The organism is Pseudomonas sp. B40(2017) (assembly GCF_002112855.1).
Classification (GTDB): Bacteria; Pseudomonadota; Gammaproteobacteria; order Pseudomonadales; family Pseudomonadaceae; genus Aquipseudomonas; species Aquipseudomonas pharyngis.
The window spans coordinates 66,317-82,239 of sequence record NZ_NEIT01000007.1 but is presented as its reverse complement, the minus strand read 5'-3'; the positions used below and the strand labels follow the sequence as shown (position 1 = coordinate 82,239).

Here is a 15,923-nt window from a genome sequence, read left to right as displayed (position 1 = left end):
TCGCTCCCACAGGGAGTCCGTTTCCATTCAGGATTTGGGGGATTTACTTCATGACATTCATGCGCAACATGGCCGGCCTGCTGCTCGGCAGCGCGCTGCTGTGCAACGCGGCATCTGCGCTGGCCGGCGGCAGCTACGCGATGACGGTGTACGGCGAGGCGCCGAAATACCCCGCCGGTTTCCAGCACTTTGATTTCGTCAATCCCGACGCCCCCAAGGGCGGCTCGCTCAGCCGCGCTTCGATGGAGATCGGTCAGTACAACTACATTACCCCGTATGCCGATCAGGGCATTTCCGTGGTGCAGGTCAACGACTGGGTGTATTCGCCGCTGGCGTTCCGCTCGCTGGACGAGCCCTACACCGTCTACGGTCTGGTGGCGCAAACCATGGAGCGCGATCCCGGCGGCCTGTGGGTGCGTTTCAACCTGAACCCCGAGGCGCGTTTCGCCGACGGCACGCCGATCACCGCCGAGGACGTGCGCTACACCTTCGAGCTGTTGATGACCAAGGGCAGCCTGAGTTATCGCCAGCAATACGCCGACGTGCAGGATGTACTGATCGAAGGCCCGCGACAGATTCGCTTCACCTTCAAGAACAACCTCAACCGCACCCTGGCGCTGGATCTGGCGTCGCTGCGACCGGTGCCCGAGCACTGGTGGAAGACCCGCGACTTCGCCAACGGCGGCGGCTTCGAGCCTCCGCTGGGCAGCGGCCCGTACCGAGTGAGCAAGGTCGATGCGGGACGCAGCATCAGTTTCCAGCGTGACCCGCAGTGGTGGGGCAAAAACCTGCCGGTCAGTCGCGGGATGTACAACTTCGACAGCCTGACCGTGAATTTCTACGGCGACACCGACGTCGCCCGGCAACTGCTGCAGGCCGGCGCGTTCGACTACAACCGCGAGTTTTCCTCGTCCGGTTACGTGGTCGGCTACGACAGCCCGGCCCTGCACGACGGTCGCCTGCAACAGGCAATTCTCGCCCCGGACAAACCGACCTGCGCCCAGGGTTTCGTGTTCAACCTGCAGAATCCGCTGTTCAAGGATCGCCGCGTGCGTCAGGCGCTGAGCCTGCTGTGGGATTTCGAGTGGACCAACAAGCAGATGATGCGCGGCTTCTACGTGCGCCAGAACAGCTACTGGCCGAAGAGTGAAATGGCCGCCACCGCACTGCCCGACGCCGAAGAACTGGCGATCCTCGAACCGCTGCGCGGACAGATTCCGGACGAGGTTTTCAGCCGGGTCTATCAGGCACCGAAAACCGACGGCAGCGGCTACATCCGCGACAAGCAGTTGCAGGCCCTGAAGCTGCTGGCCGAGGCCGGATGGACACCGAAAAACAATCGGCTGGTGAACGCCGCCGGCGAGCCCTTCGAATTCACCTTCCTCGACGGCCAGGGCGGTTTCGACCGCATGCTGCTGCCGTACAAACGCACCCTGGCGCAGATCGGCATCACCCTCAATCTGCGACGCATCGATTCAGCGCAGTACATCAACCGGCTCAACGCCCGGGACTACGACATGATCGTCACCAGTTTCCCGCGCAGCGGCGATCCGATCGTCTCGCCGGGCCGCGAGTTGTACAGCCTGTACGCCTCGCAGAGCGCCACGCAGGTCGGCAGTTCCAATTCGATGGTGCTGGCGGACCCTGCGGTGGACCGGCTGATCGACGGCCTGGTCCAGGCCAATACCCGCGACGCCATGGTGCGTTACGCCCGCGCCCTCGACCGGGTGCTGCAATGGGGTGACTACATGATTCCCAACTACTACTCCAAAGGCACGCCGACGGTGTTTCAGAACCGCTTCGGCAGGCCGGCGGTGCAACCGATCTACAGCGAAGGCCTCGACACCTGGTGGGAGGTTTCGGCCAAGCCGCTGACCAACCAGCAGATGAGCGCCCTGCGCCAGCTCGCGGGGGGCCAGTGACATGTGGCGTTATCTGAGTCGACGTCTGTTGCTGATCATCCCGACGCTGCTGTGCATTCTGGTGGTCAACTTCGTCATTGTGCAGGCCGCGCCCGGCGGCCCGGTGGAACAGGCCATCGCCCGCCTGCAAGGCTTCGGCGGGCACAGCATGGGCGGCGCCAGCGAAGTAACGGCAATCGGCGGTGCCGGGCGCAGCAGCCGAGGCCTGGACCCGGCGCTGATCGAAGAGATCAAGCACCACTACGGTTTCGACAAGCCGATGCACGAACGCCTGTGGTTGATGCTCAAGAATTACGTGCAACTGGACCTGGGCAGCAGTTTCTTTCGCGGTGCCAAGGTCACCGATCTGATCGTGCAGAAGCTGCCGGTGTCGCTGTCCCTCGGCCTGTGGGCGACCTTGATCACCTACCTGATTTCGATCCCGCTGGGCATTCGCAAGGCAATCAAAAACGGCAGCGCGTTCGATGTCTGGAGCAGCACGGCGATCATCGTCGGTTACGCGATGCCGGCGTTTCTGTTCGCGATCCTGTTGATCGTGGTGTTCGCCGGGGGCAGCTACGTCAACTGGTTTCCGGTACAGGGTCTGGTCTCGGACAACTTCGCCAGCCTGAGCCTGTGGGGCAAGGTCGGTGACTACCTCTGGCACCTGGTGTTGCCGGTGACGGCGCTGGTGATCGGCGGTTTTGCGACGCTGACGATCCTGACAAAGAACAGCTTCCTCAACGAGATCAGCCGCCAGTACGTGATCACCGCGCGCGCCAAGGGCCTGACCGAAAGGCGCGTGCTCTACGGCCATGTGTTTCGCAACGCGATGCTGCTGGTGGTGGCCGGTGTGCCGTCGGCGTTGATCGAGGTGTTTTTCGCCGGCTCGCTGCTGATCGAAACCATCTTCAACCTCGACGGCCTCGGGCGCATGAGCTACGAAGCGGCGGTTTCACGGGACTACCCGGTGGTGTTCGGCACGCTGTTTCTGTTCACCCTGTTCGGCCTGTTGATCAAGCTGATCGGCGACCTCTGCTACACCCTGCTCGACCCGCGCATCGACTTCTCGGCGAGGACTGCCTGATGTTCACACTCTCCCCTCTGGGCCGGCGGCGCATCGCCCAATTCAAGGCCAACCGGCGCGGGCGCTGGTCGCTGTGGCTGTTCATCGGGCTGTGCCTGATCTGCCTCGGCGGCGAACTGATCGCCAACGACAAGCCGCTGGTGATCCGCTACCACCACGCCTTTTACTTCCCGATCCTCAGCGATTATCTGGAAACCGATTTCGGCGGCGAGCTGCCGTTCCAACCGGATTACGCCAGCAATTACGTGCACAAACTGATCGAGGATCAGGGCGGCTGGATGCTGTTCCCGCCGATCCCGTTCAGCTACGACACGGTCAATTACGACCTCACGGAACCGGCACCGAGCCCGCCGTCCTCGAGCAACTGGCTGGGCACCGACGATCAGGCCCGGGACGTATTGGCACGGGTGATTTTCGGCACGCGGATTTCGATCCTGTTCGCGCTGATTCTCACCGCGGTCAGTGCGCTGATCGGCATCGTCGCCGGAGCGTTGCAGGGTTATTACGGCGGCTGGGTCGACTTGCTCGGGCAACGGGTGCTGGAGATCTGGTCGGGGCTGCCGGTGCTGTACCTGCTGATCATCTTGTCGGGGTTCGTCTCGCCGAGCTTCTGGTGGCTGCTGGGGATCATGGCGCTGTTTTCCTGGCTGGCACTGGTGGACGTGGTGCGCGCCGAGTTCCTGCGCGGGCGCAGCCTGGAATACGTCAAGGCCGCGCGGGCGCTGGGCCTGACGGACAGCGAACTGATGCGCCGGCACATTCTGCCCAACGCCATGACCTCCACCCTCACCTACCTGCCGTTCATTCTGACCGGCGCCATCGCCACCCTCACCGCGCTGGATTTTCTCGGCTTCGGCATGCCCGCCGGCACCGCATCGCTGGGTGAACTGATCGGCCAGGCCAAGCGCAATCTGCAAGCGCCGTGGCTGGGGCTGACGGCGTTTTTTGCCCTGGCGCTGATTCTGTCCTTGCTGGTGTTTATCGGCGAAGCCTGCCGTGACGCGTTCGATCCGCGATCCTGATCCCCGGAGCTGAAATGACCGACAACCTGATTGAAATCCGCGACCTGCGTGTCGCCTTCGCCGGGCACGAAGTGGTGCACGGCGTGAACCTCGACATCCGCCGTGGCGAGTGCCTGGCACTGGTCGGTGAATCCGGCTCGGGCAAGTCGGTGACGGCGCACTCGATCCTGCGTTTGCTGCCGGCCAAAACCGTCAGCAGCACAGGCAGCATCCGCTACAACGGCGTGGACTTGCTGCACGCCAGCGAACAGCAGCTGCGCAGCTTGCGCGGCAACCGCATCGCGATGATTTTCCAGGAGCCGATGACTTCGCTGAACCCGTTGCACACGGTGGAAAAACAGATCAGCGAAGTGCTGGAAATCCACAAGGGACTCAAGGGCCGCGCCGCGCGCCAGCGCACGCTGGAGCTGCTGGAACTGGTCGGCATTCGCCAGCCGTTGCAGCGTTTGAAGGCCTATCCGCACCAGCTATCGGGCGGCCAGCGGCAACGGGTGATGATCGCCATGGCGCTGGCCAACGAGCCGCAGTTGCTGATCGCCGATGAGCCGACCACGGCGCTGGACGTAACCGTGCAGCAGAAAATTCTCGAGCTGTTGATCGAGTTGCAGCAACGCCTCGGCATGTCGCTGCTGCTGATCAGTCACGACCTCAATCTGGTGCGGCGCATCGCCCAGCGGGTGTGCGTGATGCGCCATGGGGAAATCGTCGAACAGGCCGATTGCGAAACGCTGTTCCGCGCCCCGCAGCATCCTTACAGCCGCCTGCTGATCGAGGCGGAACCGTCGGGCGCGCCGGTGCCGAGTCGCTACGATCACAACCTGCTGGAAGTGGACGATCTGAAAGTCTGGTTCCCGCTGCCCAAGGCGTTGTTCAGCCGCACCCAGCAATACATCAAGGCTGTGGACGGCGTGAGTTTCCGTCTGCAACGGGGCAAGACCCTGGGGATTGTCGGCGAGTCCGGCTCGGGCAAGTCGACGCTGGGCCAGGCGATTCTGCGACTGGTGGAATCCGAGGGCGATATTCGCTTCGGCAACAAGCATTTGAGCCTGCTCAATCAGCGCTTGATGCGCCCGTTGCGCCGGCAGATCCAGGTGGTGTTCCAGGACCCGTTCGGCAGCCTCAGCCCGCGAATGTCGGTACAGCAGATCATTGCCGAAGGCCTGCTGACCCACGGCATCGGCACGCCCGAAGAACGTGAGGCAGCGGTGATCCGCGTGCTGGAGGAAGTCGGCCTCGACCCGCAGAGCCGCCATCGCTATCCCCACGAATTCTCCGGCGGCCAGCGCCAGCGCATTTCCATCGCCCGGGCGCTGGTACTGGAACCGGCGCTGATTCTGCTCGACGAACCGACCTCGGCGCTGGATCGCACGGTGCAGAAACAGGTGGTGGAGTTGTTGCGGCAGTTGCAGATCCGCCATGGCTTGACGTACCTGTTCATCAGCCATGACCTGGCGGTGGTGCATGCACTGGCGCACGACTTGATGGTGATCAAGGACGGCAAGGTGGTGGAACAGGGAGCGTCGCGCCAGATTTTTGCGGCGCCGCAGCATGCCTATACCCAGGAACTGCTGAAAGCGTCCGGCCTGGCCTTGGCAAAAACCGGGAAGGAGCTGGTTACAACAATCTGACTTTCAGTGCTTTCAGATTTATTTTCCGGCCACTGCATCCAAATGCCTCCGTCACGGGTAGTCCCTGTAACAGCCCTCTTTCGGCTGTCAGCGGTTTACCCTTTTTCGGAGAAACACTGATGAACATCACTCAACTGATTGGCCTCACCGGTTTGCTCGCCGTCGCCTCTTCGAGCTTTGCCCAAAGCAGTTATCCCGATGCGATCAAGGTGCCGGACGGCCACAAGATCGCGATGGAAACCACCGGGGTCGGCGAGATCACCTACGAATGCCGGGACAAGGCCAATGCCGCCGGCCAGACCGAGTGGGTGTTCGTCGGCCCGAAAGCGGTGCTCAACGATCGCAGCGGCAAACAGGTCGGTACCTACTTCGGCCCGCCCGCCACCTGGCAGGCGCAGGACGGTTCGAAAGTCACCGGCACACAGCTGGCCGTTGCGCCGTCGAGCCCGGGCAACCTGCCCTATCAACTGGTCAAGGCCAACCCCGCCGAGGGCAAAGGCGCGATGAGCGGCGTGAGCTACATCCAGCGCGTCGCGCTCAAGGGTGGCGTGGCGCCGGGCAGCGAATGCACGGCGGCGAACAAGGGCAAACAGGAAGTGGTGAAGTATCAGGCCGACTACATTTTCTGGGCGGCGAACTGAGCCTGACTGGACGTTTGGCCGATGCTTGCTAGATTGCAGGACATGCCATTGCCCGAAACCGCGTTCGATTATGAAGCCCGCCTCGCCGCCTGTGCCCGCGGCGAGCGCGGGGCCCTGCGCGAATTGTATGTGCAGGAAAGCCCGCGGCTGCTGGGTGTCGCCCGGCGTCTGGTGCGTGACACGGCACTGGCCGAAGACATCGTTCACGATGCGTTCCTGAAGATCTGGGCCGGCGCGGCGGGTTTCGATCCGGCGCGCGGTTCGGCCCGGGGCTGGATGTTCAGCGTGACCCGGCATCTGGCGCTGAATGTGTTGCGCAATCACCATCAGGAAACGCCGCTGAACGACAGCAACGAATCTCTGGCGATTGATGACGGGTTCGATGCGCTGGCGCAATCGACCCGCATCCATCGCTGCCTGCATCAACTGGAACCGCAACGCCGCCGCTGCATCCTTCACGCCTACGTCGACGGTTACAGCCACGCGCAGATCGCCCAACGCCTCGACACGCCGCTGGGCACCGTCAAAGCCTGGATCAAACGCAGCCTCAATGCGTTGCGGGAGTGCATGGGATGACCACCGAATCGGCGCAGGAACGCGATGAACTGGCCAGCGAATACGTGCTCGGCACCCTCTCGGCCGAAGCGCGCGCCGAAGTGCAACGACGCTTGCCCAACGAACCGGAACTGCAAGCCGCCGTGGATGCCTGGGAGCGGCGTCTGCTGGAGCTGACCGACCTCGCCCCGGCGCATCAGCCTTCGTCGCAGCTGTGGCAACGCATCGAACGCAGTGTCGGGCAACTCACCCACAAGAGGGCGCCAGAGGTTTCCTGGTGGAACCGCCTGTCGCTGTGGCGCGGCTTGAGCGCTGCCGGGCTGGCCGCGACCTTGTTGCTGGGCTCGATCCTGCTGACCCAGACCACACCGAAACCGAGCTTTCTGGTGGTGCTGGTCGCCCCGCAGGACAAGGCGCCGGGCTGGGTGATCCAGGCCAGCAGTCCACGGGAGATTCAGCTGATTCCGCTGGGCGTGGTCGAAGTGCCGGCCGACAAGGCGCTGGAGTTCTGGACCAAGGCCGACGGCTGGCAAGGGCCGGTGTCGCTGGGGCTGGTCAAACCGGGGCAAGCGCTGTCGATCCCGCTGGACAAGCTGCCGCCGCTGCAACCGAATCAGTTGTTCGAGCTGACGCTGGAGGGCGCCAACGGTTCGCCGATCGGCAAACCCACCGGGCCTATCCAGGCGATTGGCCGCGCAGTGAAGGTGCTATGACAAACCATCATCGGCGTCGATGTTCACCATCACGTCAATGAAGTTCTCTTAAAAAATCCCGGGCGTAACATCCGCTCCATACCAAACAAACAACACCCCCGGAGCAAAAATCATGAAACGCCAAGTCATCCTCAGCATTGCCCTCTCGGTTCTGGCCTTCAACGCATTTGCCGCCAAACCGGCTCACACCATGATCGCCGAAGGCGGCTCGGATCGTCTGATCGAACGTCGCGTTGCTGAAGGTGGTTCGGATCGTCTGATCGAACGTCGCGTTGCCGAAGGTGGTTCGGATCGTCTGATCGAACGCCGCGTCGCTGAAGGTGGTTCGGATCGTCTGATTGAACGCCGCGTCGCTGAAGGTGGTTCGGATCGTCTGATTGAACGTCGCGTTGCTGAAGGTGGCTCGGATCGTCTGATTGAACGTCGCGTTGCCTGAATGAATGGCTTGACCGCAACAACCCAGAAAAAACCCGGCTCCCGTCAGCCGGGTTTTTTTATTCCCTTTTGATCGTCCTCAGCCCTTGGCCATGCAGCGCCGATAGCGCTCGTCGACCCGTTTGGCAAACCACGCCGTGGTCAGTTTGCGGGTGATCTTCGGGCTCTGCAGCACAATGCCCGGCAGCACCGCACGTGGCAGTGACTTGCCTTCCGCACGCTCCGCCAGTTCGAAGACCCGTTGATACAGTTTGGTCTCCTCGAAGGCCAGGCTATCGCCCTTCTCCAGTTGATCGCGGATCACCGGATTGCGCATGCCCAGGGATTTGCCGAGGGTGCGCACCGCCAGTTCAGTGCTGCCCGGCATGATCGCGCCCGGGCGGATCAGGTCGCCATCCAGCGCCAGCGGAATGCCCGACGCCCGGCTGACCGCGTTCTGAAACGCCGCGTTGCGACTGGCGTACCAGCCGGCGTTGAAATCGGCGAAGCGGTACAAAGGCTCGCGGTAACTCACCGGATAACCCAGCAAATGGGCGATGCCGAAGTACATGCCGCCCCGACGGCTGAACACCTCGCGACGAATGGTCCCGTCCACCGGGTACGGATAGTCCTTGGCGTGCTGCTCGGCGAATTCGATGCTGACCTGCATCGGCCCGCCGGTGTGCACCGGGTTGAAACCGCTGAACAGCGTACGACCCATCGGCACCGAGCCGATGAAGTCGTCGAAGATCGCGCTCAATTCCTTTTCGCTGCGGGCGGCGCTCAGGCGTTCGCTGTAGGTCTTGCCGTTCGGCGAGCGCACCTGCAAGGCGCCGCTGACCAACAGGCTCGGGATGTGCACCTTGGCGGCGCGGCGGTCGATTTCGTCACGGGCGATCTTGCCCAGGCCCGGCACTGGCGGATCGACCTGAAAGGTGGATTCCTGCTCGGTGACGGCCAGCACCGAACACAGATTCTGCGTGGTCGGGCTGATGCCCTGAGCGGCGAAAGCAGCGTAGATGTCAGTGGCCCAGCCCTGGCGGTCGGCGGTTTTTGCCGGCAGCAGGCGCACAATCTGCGCCTTGACCTCGGCGGGCGGGCGCGGCGCCGGTTCTTCGCTGCGTTGACCGGCGCAACCGGCCAGCACCAGCAGCGCGGCGAGGCTGACGAATAATCGAGGGGTGTGCATACGCTTCATCCAGTCCGTTGAGCCGGGTTAACCCTACGCTCAATCGCAGGGTGCAGGATAGGACTGCGGGCCGGCGGCGCTGTTCCATCGTCCCGTTTGGCAGGCCGACTGGCCGCCCTCGCCGTCTGATCCATACTTGCTGCTGCAGTGGCAAGTCTCGGATCAGGACACGCGAGGAGGACAGACCATGAACCGCAGTGATGTTCTGATCATCGGCGCGGGCCCCACCGGACTGGTGTTGGCCCTGTGGCTGAGCAAACTGGGCGTGCGCGTGCGCATCATCGACAAGGCTTCCGCGCCGGGCACCACCTCGCGGGCGCTGGCGGTGCAGGCGCGGACCCTTGAGCTGTACCGGCAACTGGATCTGGCCGATACGGTGGTGCGCAACGGTCATCGGGTGGCCGCGGCGAATTTCTGGGTCAAGGGCAAACCGGTGGCGCAGTTGCCGTTGAACCGGATCGGCGAAGGCCTGACGCCCTATGCCTTTCTGGAAATGTACCCGCAGGACGAACACGAGCGGCTGTTGATCGACCGACTCGAAGACTACGACGTGACCGTCGAGCGCAACACGACGCTGGAGAGCTTCACGGAAAACGGTGACGGCCTCACCGCACATTTGCGCCTGCCGGATGGCGAGCAGGAAATCTGTCAGGCCTGCTATCTGGCCGGGTGCGACGGCGCTCGTTCAATCGTGCGCAAGACCCTCGACACCGGTTTTCCCGGCGGCACCTATCAGCAGATTTTCTATGTCGCCGATGTGCGGGCCAGCGGCCCGGCGCTCAACGGCGAGTTGCATCTGGATCTGGATGAAGCGGATTTTCTGGCGGTGTTCCCGCTGGCCGGCGAAGGCCGCGCGCGGTTGATTGGCACGGTGCGCGACGAGCGTGCGGAGCGTGCCGAAACCCTCGAGTTTTCCGACGTCAGCAATCGCGCTATCGAACATCTGAACGTGCACATCGAGGACGTCAACTGGTTCTCCACCTACCGCGTGCATCACCGGGTGGCTGATCACTTTCGCAAGGGCCGGGCGTTTCTGCTCGGCGATGCGGCGCACGTGCACAGCCCGGCCGGCGGTCAGGGCATGAACACCGGCATCGGCGATGCGATCAACCTGGCGTGGAAACTCGCGGCAGTGCTCGGCGGCGCGGCCACGCCCGGGCTGCTCGACAGCTACGAAACCGAACGCATCGCCTTCGCCCGGCGACTGGTGTCGACCACCGACAAGGTCTTCAGCTTCGTCACCGCCGAAGGCCGCATGGCCGATTTGTTGCGCACACGGCTGGCGCCGTTCCTGATTCCGAAAATGGCCTCATTCGAGAGCAGCCGCGAATTCCTGTTTCGCACGGTGTCGCAGATCACCCTCAACTATCGGGGCATGGCGTTGAGCGAAGGCGTGGCCGGGCACGTCCACGGCGGCGACCGCTTGCCGTGGGCCCATGATGGCGAGGGGGACAATTACGAGCCGTTGCGCCAGCCGTGCTGGCAGGTGCATGTTTACGGCGACACCAGCGACGAGATGATCGCCTGGTGCAATGAACATCACTTGCCGCTGCACGTGTTCGACTGGCGTCCGGCGTTTGAAACGGCGGGCCTGGGGCGCAACGGCTTTTACCTGCTGCGCCCGGATACCTACGTGGCGATTGCCGACAACAGCGCGGATCCGAAGGTGATCGAACGGTACTTTCGTGATCACGGGATCCGGCCGTTTTTCAATTGCCCCTGACGGATCAGATCCCGGCCAGGGCCAGGTCCATCGCAAAGTAGGTGAAGATCAGATCCGCACCCGCGCGCTTGATCGCGCCGAGGCTTTCGCGCACCACGCGATCTTCGTCGATGGCCCCGGCCTGGGCGCCGAACTTGATCATCGCGTACTCGCCGCTGACCTGATACGCCGCCAGCGGCAGGTTCGAGGCTTCGCGGATGTCGCGGATGATGTCCAGGTACGCGCCGGCCGGTTTGACCATCAGCGCGTCGGCGCCTTCCTGTTCATCGAGCAACGATTCGCGCAGGGCTTCGCGGCGGTTCATCGGGTTCATCTGATAGCTTTTGCGATCGCCCTTCAGCGCGCTGCCGCCGGCCTCGCGGAACGGGCCGTAGAGCGCCGAGGCGAATTTGGTCGAGTAGGCCATGATCGGAATCTGCGTGAAGCCGGCATCGTCCAGCGCACGGCGAATCGCCCGCACCTGACCGTCCATTGCCGCCGACGGCGCGATCACGTCGGCGCCGGCACGGGCTGCTGCAACTGCCTGTTTGCCGAGGTTGATCAGGGTCTGGTCGTTGTCGACTTCATGGTTGTGCATCACGCCGCAATGGCCGTGGTCGGTGTACTCGCAGAAGCAGGTGTCGGACATCACGATCATTTCCGGCACGGCGTCCTTGGCGATCCGCGACATGCGCGACACCAGGCCGTTTTCGCGCCAGGTGTCGCTGCCGTTGGCGTCCAGATGATGGGACACGCCGAAGGTCATCACCGACTTGATCCCGGCCCGAGCGTAACGCTCGATTTCGCCGGCCAGTTTGCGCTCGGGAATGCGCATCACGCCGGGCATGCTCTTGATCGGCACAAAATCGTCGATCTCTTCTTCGACGAAGATCGGCAGCACCAGATCGTTGAGGGAAAACTCGGTTTCCTGGAACAGGCTGCGCAGGCTCGCATTGCGGCGCAGACGGCGTGGACGTGCTTCGGGGAACTGACTGGACATGGGGCCTTTCCTGAAAACAGCGGATGAGACGAAAGTCGTAGGGGGCGAAGCTTATGCCTTGCGGGGATCGGGGTACAAACCTGGATCAATCAACAGTGCGTTACCGGGCACGCAACAATCTGCGCGCCCGGTTCCCGCCGGGTCAGGAAGGAATGGTCAGGCCGCGCACAACCGCCGGCCGCGCGAGGAAGCGCTCCAGCACCCGGGTGACGTTCGGGAAGTTGTCGATGCCGACCAGATCGCCCGCCTCGTAGAAGCCGATCAGGTTGCGCACCCACGGGAACGTGGCGATGTCGGCGATGGTGTAGCGCTCGCCCATGATCCAGTCGCGCCCTTCCAGGCGGGTGTTCAGGACGCTGAGCAGGCGGCGGCTTTCTTCGACGTAGCGGTCACGGGGACGCTTGTCTTCGTAGTCCTTGCCGGCGAATTTGTTGAAGAAACCGAGCTGGCCGAACATCGGCCCGATCCCGCCCATCTGGAACATCAGCCACTGGAGGGTTTCGTAGCGCAGCGCGCCTTCCTGGGCCAGCAACTGGCCGCTTTTGTCGGCGAGGTAGATCAGGATCGCGCCGGACTCGAACAACGGCAGCGGTTTGTCCTCTGGACCGTGGGGATCGATGATCGCCGGAATCTTGTTGTTCGGGTTCAGCGACAGAAATTCCGGAGACATCTGGTCGTTGGTGTCGAAGCCCACGCGGTGCGGCTCGTAGGGCAGGCCGATCTCTTCAAGCATGATCGAGACCTTGACGCCGTTGGGGGTCGGCAGGGAATAGAGCTGAATCCAGTCAGGGTACTGCGCCGGCCATTTCTGGGTGATCGGGAACGCGGACAGATCAGTCATGTGTAGCATCCAGTCACAAAATGAAAGGCCTGAGCATAATCCACGATCAGCGCTCTGGCTCGGGTTCTTTACACACTCGCCCGCCGGCTTACTTAAATCCGCAACATCCTGTGGTTAACCTTTCCTCCAACCGCACAGCCTCAACGGTAAAGTGCGGCGCACTCAAGCGGATCGAACCAAACGGGCCTCAGGGGGCTCCAAGCAAGCCAGTGATGACAGGGAAAACAGCCGGCGCGCATGCACCGGTGCAGAGGTTTGTCAGCCTTAACCGAACAGACTGAAGACTCCTTATCCCATGACGAACTTGATGAAAGTCGCCAACCGCTTCAAACATCGCGCCTATGTGGCCCTGCCCACCCTGCTGGCAGTCAGCGCGCTGTTCCTGTCGCTGGAATCCAGCGAAAGCCGTGCGCAACCGGTGGACGGCACCCAGACCCTGGTGTTCCTGCGCCATGCCGAGAAACCGGCCGGTGGTCTCGGCCAGCTCAACTGCCAGGGCCTGAACCGGGCCATCGACCTGTCGACCCTGCTGCCGGAAAAATTCGGCAAGGCCGACTACGTGTTCGCCGCCAACCCGACGCGCAACGTCGAGGAAGGCGAACTGGACAACTCCTACAGCTACATCCGCCCGCTGATGACCATCAGCCCCGCCGCGATCAAACTCGGCCTGCCGGTGAACATCGAGTTCTCGGCCAACGACACCAGTGATCTGGCCCGGGAGCTGATCGACGACAAGTACCACAACTCGACCATCTACACCGCGTGGTCCCATGGCTACCTGCCGGAGCTGATCAACAAGGTGGCGGACAAGGCGGTCGGCGGGAAGCAGAAGATCACAGAGGATTGGGAATCCAGCGATTACGACTCGCTGTATGTGCTGACCCTGACCTGGCACAACGGCAAGGCCAGCCTGCAGAGCCACAGCTACAAACAGGGACTGGATAACGGCCAGGAAAGCTGTCCGACCTGAGTTTGTCCGGGGCCCGCTCGGGTCCCGTCAGGCCTTGGGTTTGACCCGCTCACGCAGGTACTCGATAACGGCCTGCCGCTCCCCCGCAAACTCGATCCGCCCGCCCTTCTTCTCGCGCTGAAACACATACATCGGGTCGTAATACTCACGCAGCAAACCTTCGATCCACGCGCGATGCAACTCCACCGCCCCGCTGCGGCCCTGCTCCGCCAGCGCCTCTTCCATCAACACCCGCATCCGTCGATGCCGCTCGCCGCCCAAGCGCTTGTGCACGTTGTCGAGGCTTTCCAGCAAGCGCTCGCAAAACCGCCCGAAACCCTCGTCGCCATGCACGGCCTGAAACTCGGCAGACAAATCCACCACGTAATCGCGCAGGATCCGCTCGACGCGCTGCTCGAAACGATCTTCGAGCCAGACCATCGGGTACTGCTGCATGCCCTGATACAACGGCAAGGGCAGCGCGCAGCTGCCGACCACCCGGCTCTCATCCTCCAGCACAAATTGATCGATGCCGGCCGCACGCTTTTTCAGGAAGTCGATGGCCAGCCGGTTCTCGAAATCGATGTTCGACGGCTGACCGGTGGCGCGCTTGCCGAAACTCGAGCCCCGGTGATTGGCATGGCCTTCCAGATCCACACTGTTGCGCAGTTGCACCAGCACTTCGGTCTTGCCGGTGCCGGTCATGCCGCCCAGCAGCACGAAATCACACTCGTCCATAGCCGATTCGAGGGTGTCGATCAGAAAACCTCGCAGCGCCTTGTAGCCACCGCCGATACGCGGATAGTCGATGCCGGCTTCCGACTTCAGCCACTGCTGGACGATTTGCGAACGCAGGCCGCCACGAAAGCAATACAGATAACCCTCGGGATGCGTCCGGGCAAACGCCGCCCAGGCCTGGAGACGCTCGGACTTCACCGCGCCGGAGACCAGTTGATGGCCCAGTTCGATGGCGGCCTGCTGACCGTGATGTTTGTAGCAAGTGCCGACCCGCTGCCGCTCGATGTCGTTCATCAGCGGCAGATTGACCGCCCCGGGAAACGCGCCCTTGTGAAACTCGACCGGCGCACGGGCGTCCATCAGCGGGCGGTCGTTGAGGAAGATGTCGCGGTAGTCGGTGAAGTCGGCGGTCATCAATTCACCTCGACCGCGTGGCTCTGTCGCGCGATCAACTCACCGATCGGCTCAAGCGCGAGGCCCAGTTCGGCAGCGACGGCGAGGAATTCGGCATTGCCTTCGGGGGTCACGGCCACCAGCAGCCCGCCGCTGGTCTGCGGGTCGCAGAGCACGCGCTTGTGCAATTCCTGCACTCGCCCGACGCGGTTTGAATAACTGTCGAAGTTGCGCAAGGTGCCGCCGGGCACGCAGCCCTTTTCGAGGTAGTACTCGATGCTCGAAAGCCGCGGTACCCGGTCATAAAAAACCCGTGCCGTCAGGTGACTGCCGTCGGCCATTTCCACCAGATGCCCGAGCAGCCCGAACCCGGTGACATCGGTCATCGCGGTGACCCCGGCCAGTTTGCCAAAACGGCTGCCGGGCTTGTTCAGCGTACACATCCAGTCCCGGGCCACGCCGATGTCGTCGGGGCGCAGCTTGCCCTTCTTCTCGGCGGTGGTGAGGATGCCGATGCCCAACGGTTTGGTCAGGTACAGCAGGCAACCGGCAGTGGCGGTGTCGTTGCGTTTCATGAAGCGCTTTTCCACCAGCCCGGTGACAGCCAGACCGAAGATCGGCTCCGGCGAATCGATCGAATGCCCGCCGGCCAGCGGAATCCCCGCCGCATCGCACACCGCACGTCCGCCGCGAATTACGTCTCGCGCCACTTCCGGCGCCAGCACATTGACCGGCCAGCCGAGGATCGCAATCGCCATCAACGGATCACCGCCCATGGCGTAGATGTCGCTGATGGCATTGGTGGCGGCGATCCGGCCGAAGTCGAACGGGTCGTCGACGATCGGCATGAAGAAATCCGTGGTCGACACCACCCCGCGCTCGGCATCGATTTCATACACCGCCGCATCATCGCGCGACGCGTTGCCGACCCACAGTTTCGGATCAAGGTTCTGCGCCCCGCTGCCGGCCAGAATCACCTCCAGCACCTTGGGCGAAATCTTGCAGCCACAACCCGCGCCGTGGCTGTATTGGGTCAGACGGATGGGCTCGGTCATGGGGGCAGTCTCCGGGAGGCAGTGGGGCAAATACTAGCAGAGGGGATGGGAAGCACGTTTTTGCCGCTCAATGCAATCACCACCCTACGTCTCTA

15 protein-coding genes are annotated in these 15,923 nt (G+C 62.9%); 10 read left to right on the top strand and 5 right to left on the bottom strand.

Going from position 1 to position 15,923, the window contains the following annotated elements:
• Nucleotides 1–50 precede the first annotated feature (50 nt).
• The 8 genes from CAF76_RS20300 to CAF76_RS20265 all read left to right on the top strand — a co-directional run bounded on the left by CAF76_RS20300 (nt 51) and on the right by CAF76_RS20265 (nt 7,983).
• Nucleotides 51–1,922 carry an extracellular solute-binding protein gene (locus CAF76_RS20300; RefSeq protein WP_085648214.1) on the top strand — a complete coding sequence of 624 codons (1,872 nt, stop codon included), beginning with the start codon at nt 51–53 and terminating at the stop codon, nt 1,920–1,922.
• Between the two features lies 1 nt (nt 1,923).
• Nucleotides 1,924–2,988 carry a microcin C ABC transporter permease YejB gene (locus CAF76_RS20295; protein WP_085648213.1) on the top strand — a complete coding sequence of 355 codons (1,065 nt, stop codon included), beginning with the start codon at nt 1,924–1,926 and terminating at the stop codon, nt 2,986–2,988.
• Nucleotides 2,988–4,010, top strand: coding sequence for an ABC transporter permease (locus CAF76_RS20290; RefSeq protein ID WP_085648212.1), 1,023 nt, complete (start codon nt 2,988–2,990; stop codon nt 4,008–4,010). The genes CAF76_RS20295 and CAF76_RS20290 overlap by 1 nt, the downstream gene beginning before the upstream one ends.
• A gap of 14 nt (nt 4,011–4,024) precedes the next feature.
• Nucleotides 4,025–5,638: an ABC transporter ATP-binding protein gene (locus tag CAF76_RS20285; RefSeq protein WP_085648211.1), complete on the top strand. Its 1,614-nt coding sequence runs from the start codon at nt 4,025–4,027 to the stop codon at nt 5,636–5,638.
• Between the two features lie 119 nt (nt 5,639–5,757).
• Nucleotides 5,758–6,279, top strand: coding sequence for a DUF3455 domain-containing protein (locus CAF76_RS20280; protein ID WP_085648210.1), 522 nt, complete (start codon nt 5,758–5,760; stop codon nt 6,277–6,279).
• Between the two features lie 42 nt (nt 6,280–6,321).
• Nucleotides 6,322–6,855 carry a sigma-70 family RNA polymerase sigma factor gene (locus CAF76_RS20275; RefSeq protein ID WP_178076190.1) on the top strand — a complete coding sequence of 178 codons (534 nt, stop codon included), beginning with the start codon at nt 6,322–6,324 and terminating at the stop codon, nt 6,853–6,855.
• A complete protein-coding gene (locus CAF76_RS20270; protein ID WP_085648208.1) occupies nt 6,852–7,547 on the top strand; it encodes an anti-sigma factor domain-containing protein in 696 nt (231 codons plus the stop codon). The genes CAF76_RS20275 and CAF76_RS20270 overlap by 4 nt, the downstream gene beginning before the upstream one ends.
• Before the next feature lie 112 nt (nt 7,548–7,659).
• On the top strand, nt 7,660–7,983 hold the full coding sequence (locus CAF76_RS20265) for a hypothetical protein (RefSeq protein ID WP_064597933.1): 324 nt from the start codon (nt 7,660–7,662) through the stop codon (nt 7,981–7,983).
• A 78-nt stretch (nt 7,984–8,061) separates the two neighbouring features.
• On the opposite strand, the gene CAF76_RS20260 is transcribed toward CAF76_RS20265, so the two are convergent.
• A complete protein-coding gene (locus tag CAF76_RS20260) occupies nt 8,062–9,150 on the bottom strand; it encodes a DUF1615 domain-containing protein (RefSeq protein ID WP_085648207.1) in 1,089 nt (362 codons plus the stop codon).
• A gap of 187 nt (nt 9,151–9,337) precedes the next feature.
• Between CAF76_RS20260 and CAF76_RS20255 the strand changes: the two genes are divergently transcribed.
• A complete protein-coding gene (locus CAF76_RS20255; RefSeq protein ID WP_085648206.1) occupies nt 9,338–10,873 on the top strand; it encodes an FAD-dependent oxidoreductase in 1,536 nt (511 codons plus the stop codon).
• Between the two features lie 4 nt (nt 10,874–10,877).
• Here the strand turns inward: CAF76_RS20255 and hemB are convergent, their stop codons facing one another.
• Both hemB and CAF76_RS20245 read right to left on the bottom strand, forming a co-directional pair.
• The gene (hemB, locus tag CAF76_RS20250) at nt 10,878–11,852 is read right to left on the bottom strand and encodes a porphobilinogen synthase (protein ID WP_085648205.1); all 975 of its coding nucleotides are present in this window, start codon (nt 11,850–11,852) and stop codon (nt 10,878–10,880) included.
• A gap of 142 nt (nt 11,853–11,994) precedes the next feature.
• A complete protein-coding gene (locus CAF76_RS20245) occupies nt 11,995–12,693 on the bottom strand; it encodes a glutathione S-transferase family protein (RefSeq protein ID WP_085648204.1) in 699 nt (232 codons plus the stop codon).
• Nucleotides 12,694–12,988: 295 nt separating this feature from the next.
• Here CAF76_RS20245 and CAF76_RS20240 point away from each other — a divergent pair, with 295 nt between their 5' ends.
• Nucleotides 12,989–13,663, top strand: a complete 675-nt coding sequence (locus CAF76_RS20240; protein ID WP_039770232.1) for a hypothetical protein — start codon at nt 12,989–12,991, stop codon at nt 13,661–13,663.
• A gap of 27 nt (nt 13,664–13,690) precedes the next feature.
• Here the strand turns inward: CAF76_RS20240 and mnmH are convergent, their stop codons facing one another.
• The gene (mnmH, locus tag CAF76_RS20235; protein ID WP_085648203.1) at nt 13,691–14,794 is read right to left on the bottom strand and encodes a tRNA 2-selenouridine(34) synthase MnmH; all 1,104 of its coding nucleotides are present in this window, start codon (nt 14,792–14,794) and stop codon (nt 13,691–13,693) included.
• Complete coding sequence (gene selD / locus CAF76_RS20230) at nt 14,794–15,828, bottom strand: selenide, water dikinase SelD (RefSeq protein WP_085648202.1); 1,035 nt, start codon at nt 15,826–15,828, stop codon at nt 14,794–14,796. Before selD ends, mnmH begins: the two co-directional genes overlap by 1 nt.
• Nucleotides 15,829–15,923 lie beyond the last annotated feature (95 nt).

Excerpts from the sequence above, each read along its gene's own strand:
- CAF76_RS20300 (WP_085648214.1), top strand. The coding sequence starts at position 51 with ATGACATTCATGCGCAACATGGCCGGCCTGCTGCTCGGCAGCGCGCTG.
- CAF76_RS20295 (WP_085648213.1), top strand. The coding sequence starts at position 1,924 with ATGTGGCGTTATCTGAGTCGACGTCTGTTGCTGATCATCCCGACGCTG.
- CAF76_RS20290 (WP_085648212.1), top strand. The coding sequence starts at position 2,988 with ATGTTCACACTCTCCCCTCTGGGCCGGCGGCGCATCGCCCAATTCAAG.
- CAF76_RS20285 (WP_085648211.1), top strand. The coding sequence starts at position 4,025 with ATGACCGACAACCTGATTGAAATCCGCGACCTGCGTGTCGCCTTCGCC.
- CAF76_RS20280 (WP_085648210.1), top strand. The coding sequence starts at position 5,758 with ATGAACATCACTCAACTGATTGGCCTCACCGGTTTGCTCGCCGTCGCC.
- CAF76_RS20275 (WP_178076190.1), top strand. The coding sequence starts at position 6,322 with ATGCCATTGCCCGAAACCGCGTTCGATTATGAAGCCCGCCTCGCCGCC.
- CAF76_RS20270 (WP_085648208.1), top strand. The coding sequence starts at position 6,852 with ATGACCACCGAATCGGCGCAGGAACGCGATGAACTGGCCAGCGAATAC.
- CAF76_RS20265 (WP_064597933.1), top strand. The coding sequence starts at position 7,660 with ATGAAACGCCAAGTCATCCTCAGCATTGCCCTCTCGGTTCTGGCCTTC.
- CAF76_RS20260 (WP_085648207.1), bottom strand. The coding sequence starts at position 9,150 with ATGCACACCCCTCGATTATTCGTCAGCCTCGCCGCGCTGCTGGTGCTG.
- CAF76_RS20255 (WP_085648206.1), top strand. The coding sequence starts at position 9,338 with ATGAACCGCAGTGATGTTCTGATCATCGGCGCGGGCCCCACCGGACTG.
- hemB (WP_085648205.1), bottom strand. The coding sequence starts at position 11,852 with ATGTCCAGTCAGTTCCCCGAAGCACGTCCACGCCGTCTGCGCCGCAAT.
- CAF76_RS20245 (WP_085648204.1), bottom strand. The coding sequence starts at position 12,693 with ATGACTGATCTGTCCGCGTTCCCGATCACCCAGAAATGGCCGGCGCAG.
- CAF76_RS20240 (WP_039770232.1), top strand. The coding sequence starts at position 12,989 with ATGACGAACTTGATGAAAGTCGCCAACCGCTTCAAACATCGCGCCTAT.
- mnmH (WP_085648203.1), bottom strand. The coding sequence starts at position 14,794 with ATGACCGCCGACTTCACCGACTACCGCGACATCTTCCTCAACGACCGC.
- selD (WP_085648202.1), bottom strand. The coding sequence starts at position 15,828 with ATGACCGAGCCCATCCGTCTGACCCAATACAGCCACGGCGCGGGTTGT.